The organism is Psychrobacter sp. VH5, from assembly GCF_050572635.1.
Lineage (GTDB): Bacteria > Pseudomonadota > Gammaproteobacteria > Pseudomonadales > Moraxellaceae > Psychrobacter > Psychrobacter celer.
This window is the reverse complement of record NZ_CP192145.1, coordinates 2,304,517-2,318,358: the sequence shown is the minus strand read 5'-3', so window position 1 is coordinate 2,318,358 and position 13,842 is coordinate 2,304,517. Positions and strand designations below refer to the sequence as shown.

Annotated in this window: 9 protein-coding genes, 2 tRNA genes and 1 pseudogene; 9 read left to right on the top strand and 3 right to left on the bottom strand. The window is 47.4% G+C overall.

What is annotated here, in order from left to right:
- Nucleotides 1-501 precede the first annotated feature (501 nt).
- Nucleotides 502-2,157 (top strand): ATPase, encoded by a 1,656-nt coding sequence (locus ACNFVB_RS09685; RefSeq protein WP_430737347.1) that lies wholly within the window; start codon nucleotides 502-504, stop codon nucleotides 2,155-2,157.
- Between the two features lie 352 nt (nucleotides 2,158-2,509).
- Nucleotides 2,510-4,117 (top strand): inorganic phosphate transporter, encoded by a 1,608-nt coding sequence (locus tag ACNFVB_RS09680; RefSeq protein ID WP_430737346.1) that lies wholly within the window; start codon nucleotides 2,510-2,512, stop codon nucleotides 4,115-4,117.
- Between the two features lie 170 nt (nucleotides 4,118-4,287).
- On the opposite strand, the gene ACNFVB_RS09675 is transcribed toward ACNFVB_RS09680, so the two are convergent.
- On the bottom strand, nucleotides 4,288-5,931 hold the full coding sequence (locus ACNFVB_RS09675; protein WP_430737345.1) for an aminotransferase class I/II-fold pyridoxal phosphate-dependent enzyme: 1,644 nt from the start codon (nucleotides 5,929-5,931) through the stop codon (nucleotides 4,288-4,290).
- 541 nt (nucleotides 5,932-6,472) lie between these two features.
- Between ACNFVB_RS09675 and msrB the strand changes: the two genes are divergently transcribed.
- From msrB to ACNFVB_RS09655, 4 genes and pseudogenes are all read left to right on the top strand, one after another.
- Nucleotides 6,473-6,898, top strand: coding sequence for a peptide-methionine (R)-S-oxide reductase MsrB (msrB, locus tag ACNFVB_RS09670; RefSeq protein ID WP_430737344.1), 426 nt, complete (start codon nucleotides 6,473-6,475; stop codon nucleotides 6,896-6,898).
- Nucleotides 6,895-7,059, top strand: a pseudogene (locus ACNFVB_RS09665) (glutathione peroxidase); the annotation flags it as partial. The gene msrB and the pseudogene ACNFVB_RS09665, both read left to right, overlap by 4 nt.
- 496 nt (nucleotides 7,060-7,555) lie before the next feature.
- Nucleotides 7,556-7,631 (top strand) — tRNA-Val (locus tag ACNFVB_RS09660).
- Between the two features lie 49 nt (nucleotides 7,632-7,680).
- A tRNA-Asp gene (locus ACNFVB_RS09655) sits at nucleotides 7,681-7,757 on the top strand.
- A gap of 132 nt (nucleotides 7,758-7,889) precedes the next feature.
- Here the strand turns inward: ACNFVB_RS09655 and ACNFVB_RS09650 are convergent.
- Nucleotides 7,890-9,371: an ATP-binding protein gene (locus ACNFVB_RS09650; RefSeq protein WP_430737343.1), complete on the bottom strand. Its 1,482-nt coding sequence runs from the start codon at nucleotides 9,369-9,371 to the stop codon at nucleotides 7,890-7,892.
- On the bottom strand, nucleotides 9,368-10,078 hold the full coding sequence (locus tag ACNFVB_RS09645) for a heavy metal response regulator transcription factor (protein WP_430738516.1): 711 nt from the start codon (nucleotides 10,076-10,078) through the stop codon (nucleotides 9,368-9,370). Before ACNFVB_RS09645 ends, ACNFVB_RS09650 begins: the two co-directional genes overlap by 4 nt.
- 254 nt (nucleotides 10,079-10,332) lie before the next feature.
- Here ACNFVB_RS09645 and ACNFVB_RS09640 point away from each other — a divergent pair, with 254 nt between their 5' ends.
- The 3 genes from ACNFVB_RS09640 (at nucleotide 10,333) to ACNFVB_RS09630 (ending at nucleotide 13,777) form a co-directional block, all read left to right on the top strand.
- Nucleotides 10,333-10,944, top strand: coding sequence for a DUF411 domain-containing protein (locus ACNFVB_RS09640; RefSeq protein ID WP_430737342.1), 612 nt, complete (start codon nucleotides 10,333-10,335; stop codon nucleotides 10,942-10,944).
- Between the two features lie 56 nt (nucleotides 10,945-11,000).
- On the top strand, nucleotides 11,001-12,704 hold the full coding sequence (locus ACNFVB_RS09635) for a copper resistance system multicopper oxidase (protein ID WP_430737341.1): 1,704 nt from the start codon (nucleotides 11,001-11,003) through the stop codon (nucleotides 12,702-12,704).
- A 164-nt stretch (nucleotides 12,705-12,868) separates the two neighbouring features.
- Complete coding sequence (locus ACNFVB_RS09630) at nucleotides 12,869-13,777, top strand: copper resistance protein B (protein WP_430737340.1); 909 nt, start codon at nucleotides 12,869-12,871, stop codon at nucleotides 13,775-13,777.
- Nucleotides 13,778-13,842: the final 65 nt, after the last annotated feature.

The following is a 13,842-nucleotide window of genomic DNA, read 5'->3' as shown; positions in this document are numbered from 1 at the left end:
GCCCCATACTGCGTTACAAATCTCGCTAAGGCATCTGCATTATCGTCGCTTTGTGCCTTGTCTGGAACAATTTTAGCGATCAGCAGTGCCTATTTGCGAATGTTCAACACGCCCTAAAAACCGTATGAAAATACCGCCATTATAAAGACAAGGTCAACAAGCAGTACGGTCAATTCGCTATAAAATCGATACGCTCATATCAACGTGCAACTTTTTATAAAGCGACTTTAAGCGACTTTATAGCCATGTATCTGATTTACTTAGACGCAGCTATATCTTACGTATCTCTAAATGACGGCCTATAGCAAACGAACGTATCGTAAAAAGTGTTCACCTTAAAAGAAAACAAAACAGAATACAAATGCCAAACTGTTACCCAAATGGTTACATAGCAACGTTATTTAGTCTATTGGCTGAGTGCTAGTATAAAAATGGCTCAAAATTTTGCAAAATTGATGCAATGGATCAGCCTATAAAAAGCCAACTAGGATGGAGGATGCGATGTCAAAAAACAACCATGCCGCAGAGCAGAGTGCACCAGATGGACGCACGCCAGCTGATAAAAAAATCATCAGCCAGCGTCTCAAGCCCAATCCGCTCAGCCAGTTTTCTATGGACAAAGATGCCCTGCGACTGGCATTGGTCACGGCGCAATATGCCCTGCGAGCAACGCGGCAACAAAGCTCGCCTACCCATGACAAAGCCACAGGGCTGCTGGTACTGGTCAACGGGATGGAGCAAGCTGGTAAAGGCACCGCAGTCAAGCAGTTAAGAGGCTGGGTAGATCCGCGGCTACTAAAAGTCGAGGCGACCGTTGGCGACTGCCCACTGGACTATCAGCCGATTTGGCAAACGCATACCAAAGTGTTGCCACGTCACGGTGACGTGATGGTGTATTTTGGGAATTGGTATGCTGACCTGCTGTATGACGTCATGCGTATGACTTGCGTAAAAGACACTACCGAAACAGCCGCTGGGACAAAGAGTCAAAACAAACAAGACGATGCGCCGTCATCTTTGATGTCTCGTATGACGACCAAGTGGCAAGACTACCTACAGCAGCAGCTGGCGAAACTAACTGCCTTTGAGCAGGATTTGGCGGCCAACCAAACGCGACTGCTTAAGTGCTGGTTTCATGTCGATGTCGATACGTTGCAAAAACGCCTGACGGACAAAACAGAAGACCCACAGTTTTTGTATCAAATGGACTGGCACGACAGACAAGTAGTCGATACCTTCAATGAGGTGGCCACCGCGCTGCTTAGACAACAACCAGACTGGGTCATCGTCGATGGGGAGGACAAGTCTGCTGCCGCCGATCATTTTTGTCATGAGGTGCTGCACGCCATGCAAGAAGCGCTGGCAAGTAGCAAGACGAAGGATGACACTAAGGATGACACTAAGGCAAAGTCTCATCCCAGCCCCTTCGTGCCAGTCGCCATTCCCAATCAGCTACAAGATATCCCTAGCACAAAAATAGACAAGTCTGACTATAAAGAGGCGCTGGCGGCCAAGCAAGCGCGTTTGGCTGCGCTACTGCGTGCGCGCAACGGTCGGCATGTCGTCTTTGCTTTTGAAGGCATGGATGCCGCTGGCAAGGGCGGGGCGATCAAAAGGCTGGTGGCGCCGCTCGATCCGCGCGAGTATCAGATTTATAATATCGGGGCACCGATGCTTCATGAGCTGCAGCATCCTTATTTGTGGCGCTTTTGGCATAAACTGCCCAACGAGCACACTGACCGCATCAGCCGTATTGCTATCTTTGATCGGACTTGGTACGGGCGAGTGTTGGTTGAGCGTATCGAAGGCTTTGCTGACGCGGCGGCATGGCAGCGTGCCTATGACGAAATCAACCGTTTTGAGGCCGACCTAGCTGATGCAGGCACGCTGGTGATAAAATACTGGCTGGCCATCGACAAAAAAGAGCAGCTACAGCGCTTTGAGGCACGCCAGCAGACACCGCACAAGCAGTATAAGCTGACGGAGGATGATTGGCGCAATCGCGATAAGTGGGAGAGGTATGTACAGGCGGCTGCTGATATGCTGGCACGGACAGACACAGACAAGGCACCATGGTGCATCATTGCCACCAACGAAAAGCGCCAAGCGCGCCTGCAAGTCTTGGATCATGCCATCGAACAACTATCGTCACTATAGGCGTATGGCGTAAATAAGCGTATAATGGTGCAGGTAAACACGGTATCATCTGCCCTAACCATGAGCAGTTACAAATCTTGTAATATCATCATGCATTATGTGCTTATATTGAATATAATAGGCGCGTAACGTTTCTTGCTACACCACAGCTCTGACAACGCTTATCATAATTAGCAGTTATCAAGTGCTAACATTATCATCACAAAAAATCTAAGCCGCAAGATGCTGTAATCAGACGATTGAGCAATATCCCTTGCGGCTTTGTGACATGTTGCATTAAGGGTTTTACCTTTGGCACGCTTGTCTTTAATCGCATATAATTTCAATCAGCTTACGCAGGACGTATCAACGTATGGGTATTAGCAGCAGCTCTACAGAGCCCGCCAAATCAGTCGGCTCTATGAGAATAAATCTATTTTTTGCCATTTTACTGATTGCGATGACCGCCTACTTTTTATGGTGGGGTCTAGATTACACAATGCGTCAACAAACGACGCTATTTATTGTCGCCACCGCTTTTGGTGTCTTTATGGCATTTAATATCGGTGGTAATGATGTTGCCAACTCATTTGGCACCTCGGTGGGCGCAGGGACGTTGACCATCCCGCAAGCACTCGGGGTTGCCGCGATATTTGAAGTATCCGGCGCAGTGCTGGCAGGCGGGGAAGTGACGGACACCATCCGCAAAGGCATCGTAGACTTAGATGGTCTGACCGTCACGCCCAACCAGTTCATTTACGTCATGCTCTCAGCTCTGGTTGCGGCCGCATTCTGGCTGTTGTTTGCCACACGCAAAGGCCTGCCAGTATCGACCACGCACTCTATCATCGGCGGGGTGGTTGGTAGCTCTATCGTGTTGGGCTTTGATTTGGGTGGCAGCGCGACGGCACTCTCGACAGTCGATTGGGGTACGGTTGGCACCATTGCTATCTCATGGGTGTTATCGCCTTTATTGGGCGGTATCTTGGCCTATATATTGTACGGTCAAATTAAGAAAAATATCATCGAGTATAATGATAGAACCGAGGCTCATATTGGTGAATTAAAGGCCAGTAAAAAAGTCTTAAAACAAAACCATAAAGAGTATCTGGAGCGTCTGACCGAGTCGGAGCAGCTGGCTTATACCTCAGCGATGCTGCGTGACCAAGAAATCTACAAAGATGATGATTGTGTCGTCGAAGATTTAGAAACGGACTATTACAAAAAGCTGTATGAGATCGAAAATGAGCGTAGCAGTCTAGATACACTAAAAGCACTCAAGCAATGGGTGCCGATGATTGCTGCGCTTGGCGGCGCGATTATGACGTCTTTGGTGGTGTTTAAAGGTCTTAAAAACGTCAATAATAGCCTGACGACGCTACAAGGTTTTTTGATCATGGGCATGATTGCCGCCTTGGTCTGGTTGGCCACCTTTATCTATACCAAAAGTATCCGCGGTAAGCATAAAGAGGATTTGACCAAAGCGACCTTTATTATGTTTAGCTGGATGCAAGTATTTACGGCGTCCGCTTTTGCCTTTAGTCATGGTTCAAACGACATTGCCAACGCCGTCGGCCCGTTTGCGGCTATTATGGATGTCATCCGTACCAATGAGATTGCCTCACAAGCGGCAGTGCCACCAGCGGTGATGTTGACGTTTGGGGTGGCGCTGATCGTCGGTCTTTGGTTTATTGGTAAAGAAGTTATTCAAACCGTCGGTACCAATTTGGCAAAAATGCATCCCGCTTCTGGCTTTTCGGCAGAGTTGGCCGCCGCTGCCGTCGTGATGGGCGCCTCGACCATGGGTCTGCCAGTATCGAGTACGCATACGTTGGTCGGTGCGGTATTGGGGATTGGTATTGTCAACAGAGACACCAATTGGGCGCTGATGAAGCCAATTGGTCTGGCGTGGGTTGTCACTTTACCAGCTGCCGCTACGATGTCTGCGATAAGCTATGTGGTTCTGATAAATATCTTTTAACCAACAAAAGCGGCAATCATCATGCAAAGATACGCATGCAGATAGGTGGCCAGTGTTGTGCACGAGCACACTCTCATAAAAAACGCTTATCAGCCTAATGCCGATAAGCGTTTTTTTATAAATGTAGAACCTATCCTATCTTGGCGCTCAGTCACAGATAGTGGATGGGACTAATCCGTACCAAACTGCTGACGTTTTTTGGCAAAAAAGCGATCCAAGCGATCCATGGCATTTTCTAAGTCATGGATATTGGGCAAAAATACCAAGCGGAAGTGGTCAGGTTTGTCCCAGTTAAACCCGGTGCCTTGTACCATCAGGACATTTTCTTCTACTAGTAGATCCATCATAAAGGCCATGTCGTCTTCGATAGGGTAAACCTCAGGATCCATTTTGGGAAAACAATAAAACGCGCCCTGCGGCATGGTGCAAGAAATGCCTTTAATGGCATTGAGGCGAGTGACGGCCATTTCACGCTGCTTGTACAAGCGCCCCGTCTTTGAGGTCAGCTCTTTCATGCTTTGGTAGCCGCCCATCGCCGTTTGAATCGCGTACTGGCCTTGGACGTTGGAGCACAAACGCATGGACGCCAGCATATCTAAGCCTTCGATAAAGTCGGCGGCGTGTTGCTTTTGTCCTGAAACCAGCATCCAGCCGGCACGAAAGCCTGCGATACGGTGCGACTTTGAGAGACCATTATAGGAGAGTACCAGCACGTCATCCGTCAACGTGCTCATCGGTGTATGCACGGTATCATCATACAGAATACGATCATAAATCTCATCAGCCATGATGATCAGATTATGCGCTTTGGCCACTTCAATAATCTGTCGTAGCAGCTCGTCGCTGTAGAGTGCCCCTGTGGGGTTGTTGGGGTTGATCACGACGATGCCTTTGGTTTTGGGCGTGATTTTAGATTTGATGTCTTCGATATCTGGGTGCCAGTTATCGTCTTCATTACAGCGATAATGGACAGCGGTGCCACCAGCCAGATTTGCAGCGGCCGTCCACAGTGGATAGTCTGGCATTGGAATCAGTACTTCATCTCCATCATTCATCAGCGCCTGCATGGTCATCACAATCAGCTCAGACACGCCGTTGCCCAGATAGACGTCGCGCACATCGACGGCAGAGAGCAGCCCCTTTGATTGATAATATTGCAGCACGGCCTTTCGCGCCGAAAAAATCCCTTGCGAGTCTGAGTAACCAGTCGCCTCTGGCAGGTTCATTGATACGTCGCGCAAAATCTCATGCGGCGCCTCTAGACCGAATGGTGCAGGGTTGCCAACGTTGAGCTTCAAAATACGTTTGCCTTCTGCTTCCATTTTATTGGCAGTCTGAAGTAGGGGGCCACGAATGTCGTAGCAGACGTTTTGTAATTTGTCAGACTTTTTTATTGTATTCATAAAGAGGTCGCTTGTCTGGTTGGTTGGTGAAGGAGCTTGTGTCATGGCTGCATCAGCTTGGCTGATTGGTTTTTGGGATTGACTGATATGCTCGTCTAACGCGCGAAGCTGGCCACCGGATTGCGCCATCACTACCTCAGGAGCGCTGCTAGGGCGTGGCGGCTCTGTATCGGCTGCACTCTCACCGCGCAGCAAATATCCTTCGCTACAGCCCAAAATATGTGCCAATGTCGGCAGCTTGGATGAGACGATACCGTTGGTGCCACGCTCCCAGTTAGAGATAGCGCCGCGACTGACCTTAGCGCCAGCGGCAGTCATCGCTTGAGCTAGCTGCTCGGCGGTCAGCCCTTTATCACGGCGCAGCTGCACCAGTCGCTCAGCCTGAGTGCTCTTTTTATTGTTATCAGCCATTACGTTTAAGCCTATATATATGTGGTAGTGCGAGTCTTACGCATCAGTAAATCTGTGATTGCGGCGCATAAATGTTTAACGCCAATGCAAGATATTATTGCATTTTATCTATCAATGCAAGCTGTATCTATTGGTTTATTTCATAATGCAAGAATAACTTGCAAAATATATCTTTAAGTTGTGCCCTATGTATATCTGTAGCTTTTGCCAAGCTGTCCGGTTTTTAAAGCATGACCAATTTGCCTAGCCAATTTGACTATATAAAATATAAGACGCTTATAGGTCGCCAAAGGGAGAAGCGTTGTTTTCTTATCATTTTTATTACAGTGCTCATCAGACTTGAGGCGTAGAATGATATTGTTGTAGTAGACACCTTGAATAATGCTGGTTGTATCAACAAATACACAGCATCGTTATTATTATCATGGGCTTAACTGGCTCTGTATTTTGGTAGTTTTATAGCGAGATGGTGTTGTAGCGAGATAATGTTATAGCGATTAATCACAAAAAATCAGACAAAACCGATAAATAAGGATAAATCATGCAAGACAACCAACTTAGCAAAGAAGAAATCAGTCAATTGACTGACGCTGACTGGCGCGAGCGTTTGAGTAGCGAAGAGTATCATGTGATGCGCGAAAAAGGCACGGAGCGTCCGTTTACTGGCGTTTATAATGATATCAATGACGATGGTATCTACCGCTGCAAAGGCTGCGGTGCAAAGTTATTCGATGCTGACAACAAGTTTGATGCAGGCTGCGGCTGGCCAAGCTTTGATCAAGGTATCGACAATGCCGCTATCGATGAGCATGAAGACAACTCATTAGGTATGCGCCGCACCGAGGTGACCTGTAGCAACTGCGGCGCGCACTTGGGTCATGTGTTCCCTGATGGACCGCGTGAGACGACAGGTATGCGCTACTGTATCAACTCGGTCTCTATTGATTTGGATAAATCTGCAAAATAACCTGCTTGTATGATTTTACCGCAGAGCGTATGAATGGCATCGCGCCAGCATTTTTTGATATAAAAAAAGTCTTGCTGGTCGTCAATACGGCCAGCAAGTGCCGATTTACCCCGCAGTTTGAAGGGCTAGAGGGGTTGTGCCCGCAGTATAAAGGTCAGGGTTTTCATAGATATAGTCGACTCTCAATAAAACAGATACATTATATGTCAACGTGGAACTGGTATAAATTTTCCTTGCATGCTGTGCCTGTGCCGCTCGATGCTGCGTGAAAATTATCCCAGTCCTACTGTATCGTTTTTATACTGAACTCACTATAACATGGGATAGTGAGTCACGCTGTGCATCCAAAATGCGTCCATATAAGAAATATCTGTAAATTTTTAAAAATATAAAATCAATAAAAACATAGGTTTGCTGATTGTTTTTTTAAAATAAAAGAAAATCATGAAAAAAAGGCAAAATACCGTTTGACAGCCATGTGTAAATCTATATAATACACACCCACAGAGCGAGGCTTTAGTCAGTCAGCTTCTGTTGGAATTTTCCCTTTAAGGAATTTTCAGCAATATCTAGTTTGGATGTATAGCTTTTAGAATTTACGAAAATGTAAATTCTCTTGCGCTCGGACGAAGCAGTGCTTCGTTATATCCTCACTCAGGGTGATTAGCTCAGTTGGTAGAGCGTCTGCCTTACACGCAGAATGTCGGCAGTTCGAGCCTGTCATCACCCACCACTTATTAGCAAGTGGGCTTTTATAAAGGCAAGATGCTAAGACGACCTAAGCAGCGGTAGTTCAGTTGGTTAGAATACCGGCCTGTCACGCCGGGGGTCGCGGGTTCGAGTCCCGTCCGCTGCGCCATATTTAAAACGAATTTAAACGATTAAGTTTAAGCAAGTTTCGCCTCAAACATTAGCTTGTTTGAGGTTTTTTTGTGTCTGTAAAAACTGTTGGTAGAAGACAAGTATCCATAGCTGATGTATTTGGACTCCACTATACTTGTGCCAGGTACAGCCTAACACTCACAGCAAAGTACTCATGATCTCTGATGCGAATGCTGACAGTACCGTCATGGGCTTGGGCGATGGCTTGTACGATAGATAGCCCCAGCCCCGATCCAGCATGCATGTTGGTAGTGGTATGATGACGATGAAAGCGCTCGAACAGCTTGTCTGCTTCTGCTTGACTGATAGGCTGTGCCATGCGATTGGTAATGGTAATGATGAGCGCTGACCGATGAGCTGTACTGATGCTAGAGGGTTTGGTAGGTTGCAGCTCTGATGGGTCTTCGATGGCAGCGTCGACGCTAATGACGCTGTCACTGGCGGCGTAATGTATGGCGTTTGACATAAGGTTGGCAAACAGTCTTTGTAGCAGACCTTCATCGCCCAATACCACCTCAAAACTGCCTGTTTTTTTAAAGAGCAAGTGGCGGTCTTCGGCTATCAACTCAAAATAATCCAGTAGTTTTATGATCAACTCCTCAGTATTTACTGGCGCAAGCTGTGAGTCATTTAGCCCTTTTTGGGTTTTGGCAAGCAGCAGCATATTATTGATGAGGCTTGATAGCTGCTGGAGTGTGTCGTGCTGATGGTGTAGCTGCTCGATGTATTCTTCCGTATCTCGGGTCTTACTCAGCATGACTTGGGTTTGTGTACCAAGGGTGGCCAGTGGTGTGCGCAGCTCGTGGGCGATATTGTCCGAAAACCGCAGTAATGAAGCAAAATTACCCTCAAGTTTACTCATCATGAGGTTGTAAGACTCGGCCAAAGGCCGTAGCTCGCGCGGCATGTCACTGACGCTCACTCTTTCATCCAAGCGCTCTGGATTGATGCCTTGCATCTTTTGTACAATGGTGGATAAAGGCGCAAATCCCCAATAGACACTCAGGGCCGCAACAGAAACCAGTAACAACGTAATCGCAAGTAAAATCAGGCTTAGCTGACGATTGAACTGTAAAAGGTACTGATGATGGACATCGATTGGTAAGGCAATCAAGGCAAGGATCTGCTCGTCTTTGATGAGCAACGCGCGGTAGTTTCGGTCGTTGATTTTGGTGACAAATTGCTGCTCGCGATGCGTTTGCCACAATGACCAAAGGTCAAAGTCCGCAGGCAGCTCATGGTTAAAACCACTTGGCGCACTGGACAGTCGATGCCCTTGTCTGTCAATCACTAGGATTTTTAGATTATAGTCTGACCATGAGGCGTGCAGGTCATCAGGATAAAGTGGCGCTGAAGGCGTAGAGGACAATGGCAAAGTCGCCGTCGTGCGTTCATTGAAATAATCGGCACGTTTGCGCAAATTAAAGGCAGCATGTGTGATGATCTCTGAGTCCATTTGCTCAAAGTGGCCGCTGACCGAGCGTTGTACCCAAATATAAATAACGATTTGGGAGATGACGACAACGATCGTCAATAAAAAAATCGTACGCCATAATAGTGGTAAGCGCCGATTATCAAAGCGGTATTTCATCGCGCGTTATCCGTCTCTGCTATGGCAGTATCTGCCGCATCTAAGCGATATCCCATACCGCGCACGGTGTGAATCAGCTTGGTCTCATAGCCATCATCGATTTTGAGCCGTAGGCGTCTGATAGCTACATCGATGACATTGGTATCACTATCAAAGTTCATGTCCCATACTTGTGAGGCGATGACAGAGCGCGGGAGCACCTCACCTCGGCGCTCTAATAAAAACTGCAACAAAGCAAACTCTTTGGCCGTCAGCTTAATGGCTGTATCGCCTCTATGCACAGTACGCTTGGCGATATCCATCTGTAGGTCTGCTATCTGTAATATCGTGCTGTTATAGTCCGCTTGATTGGCGCGGCGCAAGAGGCTTTTTATACGCACGATCAGCTCGGCAAAGGCAAAAGGTTTGGTCAGATAATCATCGCCGCCGATCTCGATGCCTTTGACTCTATCGCTTAACTCGTCTTTTGCGGTCAAAAATAGCACGGGCGTCTGCTTGCCGGCAGCGCGATAATTGCGTATCAGCTCAAAGCCGCTGATATCAGGTAACATGACATCCATCAGCACCACGCTATACTCATCGGTCATGAGTGCATGATAGCCATCTAGACCCGTTGTATGATGCTCAACGACAAACCCCGCTTCTGTCAGTCCTTTTTTTATATACTCGCCAAGTTTGATCTCGTCTTCTACCAATAATACCTTCATCATTCCACCTCGCAGATCAGGTTCATAGCATAAGGCCATACTAAAGGATTCTGTTTGCTATGAACATCGATGGTGGCAAAGATGACAGGATTGTCATCTGCATGTCATCTGCCGGTCAGAATGGGGTCGCTAGTATATAGGCTATGAACGGCATCGGCGGCCGCTGCCTTTATAACGGCTGTTGACTTAGTAAAAGGCCGCCCGCTTTACAGTATTATCTGATACAAGGCAATGGGATAAAAAAGGATAAAAGCATGAGGTTTAATACAGACCATAAGTGGTTGAGTGGCGTTGTTTTATTGACGGCGAGCGTTGGGCTGATGGCTTGTAGTCAGCCAGATGTCGATGCAGCTGATAAGCAAACGACGGCGAGCACACAAGTACCAGTAGAGGCTATAAGCCCAGCGTCAAACACAAAGTCAAACACAAAGGCATCAGACCTGCAGCCGTCATCCACCATTTTACAAAACGTCTCGGCCACCGTCTACAAAGATGCCAATTGTGGCTGCTGTAAAGAGTGGATCGGTCATGCCGAGGATCATGGCATGACGGCAAACGGGCAAGATGTCAGCGATTTGGCGGTGTTTAAACAGCGCTACGGCGTGCCTGATAATATGCGCTCCTGTCATACTGCGGTGACGAGTGATGGTTATGTGTTTGAAGGTCATGTACCAGCCAAGTACATGGCACAGTTCCGAAAAAATCCGCCAAGCGAGGCGATTGGCCTTGCGGTGCCGGGTATGCCTATGGGCAGTCCAGGTATGGAGTATCAAAACAGATTTGATCCGTATCAAATCATGCAAATTAACAAAGACGGTAGCAGCACGGTTTATGCACAAATTGAGTCGCCGCAGCAGCAACTATAGTTTGAAGCGTTTTTAGAGATTTTAGTATTTATTAATTCCTTATTACGAGTCATCTTATGAATAATAAAAATACGCTCAACCGTCGTCATTTTTTGACAGGATCGTCTGCCTTGGTAGGGGCGTCCATGTTATCTGGCCTGCCAACGATGGCAAATAGTGCGCTTGCGGGCTCGCAAAGCAAGGCGGTCATTAATAGCGATAGACCCGATCATAAAGTGCCTATCCTCAAAGGTAACGAGTTCGATCTTTATATCAGCAAAAAGCCTGTTATCGTTAATGGAAAATCCAGTATGGCCACGCTGATTAATGACTCACTACCTGCGCCAACGCTGAAGATGCAAGAGGGCGATACAGTCATCATCCGCGTGCACAATCAGATGAATGAGCCGACTTCTATTCATTGGCATGGTCTGCTCGTACCTTTTGAGATGGACGGTGTGCCGGGTATTAGCTTCGACGGCATCCCTGCCAATAGTACCTTTACTTATAAGTTCAAACTCAAACAATCAGGGACTTATTGGTATCACTCGCATACAGGCTTTCAGGAGCAAACGGGTATGCGCGGCGCGATCGTCATCGAGCCAAAAGGAGCGGAGCGCTATCCGGTGGCAGAAGATCATGTGATTTTGCTCAGTGATTGGACGCATCGCGATCCGCATAAGTTACTCAAACTACTCAAGCAGCGCGCTGACTTTGATAATTATCATCTACCCGATTTTAAAAAGCTCCTCTCGGATGTCGCTGCCACCGATTTAGAGGCGGCCTTTGATAAGCGCAAGATGTGGAATCAGATGCGTATGATGCCGACTGATTTTAGTGATTTATCGGGTGAGAAAACCTTTACTTATCTGATCAATGGTAAAACCACTGCCGCTAATTGGGTGCAGCTGGTCAAAGCAGGGCAGCCGATCAAACTACGCTTTATCAATGCTTCTGCGCAGACGATATTCGATGTGCGCATACCCGGTCTTAAGATAAAAGTCGTTGGCACTGATGGTAACGATGTCGCGGCAGTAGAAGTCGACGATTTTCGTATTGGCGTTGCTGAGACTTACGATGTCATCGTCACGCCAACTAAAGATGCCCATACTATCTTTGCGCAAAACATCGATCGCACCGATTATGTGACCGCGACCCTAGCTACTCAAAAGGGCGCGCGTGCTGCCACGCCTAAGATGGATAGCATTGAGTGGCTCACCATGGCTGATATGATGGGCGCGATGGGCGACAAGGGTTATGACGCACACCATGCCAAGACCGAGTATGACTTTAAGACCGATATGCGCGTCGATAGTCCGCGCATGAATCTCGATGATCCTGGAATTAATCTGCGTAACATCGATAGAGAGGTGCTGACGTATAGCCAGCTGCGTTCTGTCGGCAACGAGATCATGAGCGAACAGCGCAAACCGACTCGCGAGGTTGAAATTCATCTAACGGGTAATATGGAGCGCTATATCTGGGCGCTCGATGGCATTATGTTTAAGGATGCGCCGCCTGTCAATATCAAACCGGGCGAGCGCGTGCGTATTACCTTAGTCAATGACACCATGATGAGCCACCCGATGCATCTGCACGGTATGTGGAGTGATTTGCGTGCGCCTAATGGCGACTTTCAAGTACGCAAGCATACTATCTTAGTACATCCTGCGCAAAAGGTGAGTTTTGATGTGACGGGCGAGGCAGGACGCTGGGCTTGGCATTGCCATCTGCTTTATCACATGGAAGCCGGCATGTTTAGAGAAGTTGCTGTCGTTTAATGAATTGTGGAATTTAATTTATCTGAAGAATATACAGGTAAGAGTCATGGCGTGAGGCTGATAAAAATTTTCTTGCGTGCTGTGCCTACGCAGACAGAGGCTGCAAAAATTTCTAGCAGCCTCACTGTATTTTTTCAAAATAAATAGACTATATGAGGCTCATTATGAAAACAATTAAAAAAGGTCTGCCATTTATCGGCTTATCATCAGCGGTATTGCTAACGTCACCCTTAGCAGCGGCAGCTGAAATGGACATATCAGACATGGATCACAGCCGCATGCATATGTCGAGTATGGACCATAGCAGCATGGACATGTCAGGTATGGATCATGGTGATATGGATATGTCGGGTATGCAAGGTGGCGAGCCGCCTGCTGACGCTCGTAGCCCTGATTATTCAAACGGCGTAGGTTATGGTGAATTTGTTAAGCCTGTGATGATGGGTAGCTTGCCGACTTGGGGCATATCGGTAGATGATTTGGGCTATCAGTTCGAGGACGATCAAATCAACTTTGAAATAGAGGGTTGGTATGGTGATGATAGTAGCCGTCTTAGATTACGTACTGAAGGTCACGCCGCGACCAAAGACGATAAAGCCATCGATAGCCTAAGCTCGCTTGCTTATTGGCAGCCGCTCGGTATCTTTTGGAATGGTGAAGCCGGCGTCGCTTATAATACTGAAAACGACAAGTCAGCACTGATGGCGGGTATTGCCGGCACAGCGCCGTATTTCATTGAGACTGATGCTAGAGCCTATGTCTATACTGATGGTCAAGTCCAGCTTGATCTTGGTGCAGAGTATGAAGGGCGCTTAGACCAGCATTGGGTGGTGATACCTGAAGCTGGGTTAACGGTATTTAGCAAGGATGATACTGACAATAACATTACCAAAGGCTTTAATGAGTTAGAAGCTGAAGTTCGGCTCACCTATGAGATGCTCAGTCGTCAGCTCTCTCCGTATGTAGGCTTTAGCTATGAGACAGCGTTAGGAGATACAAGAGACTTACGTCGCCAAAACAACGAAGATGTTGATACTAGTAGCGTCACGGCAGGGGTGAAATTCTGGTTTTGATTTAGACCCGTACCTCAGTCTTAGTCTATCAGTTTTGTAAAGACGTGCTTACTAACTTCCTTAAA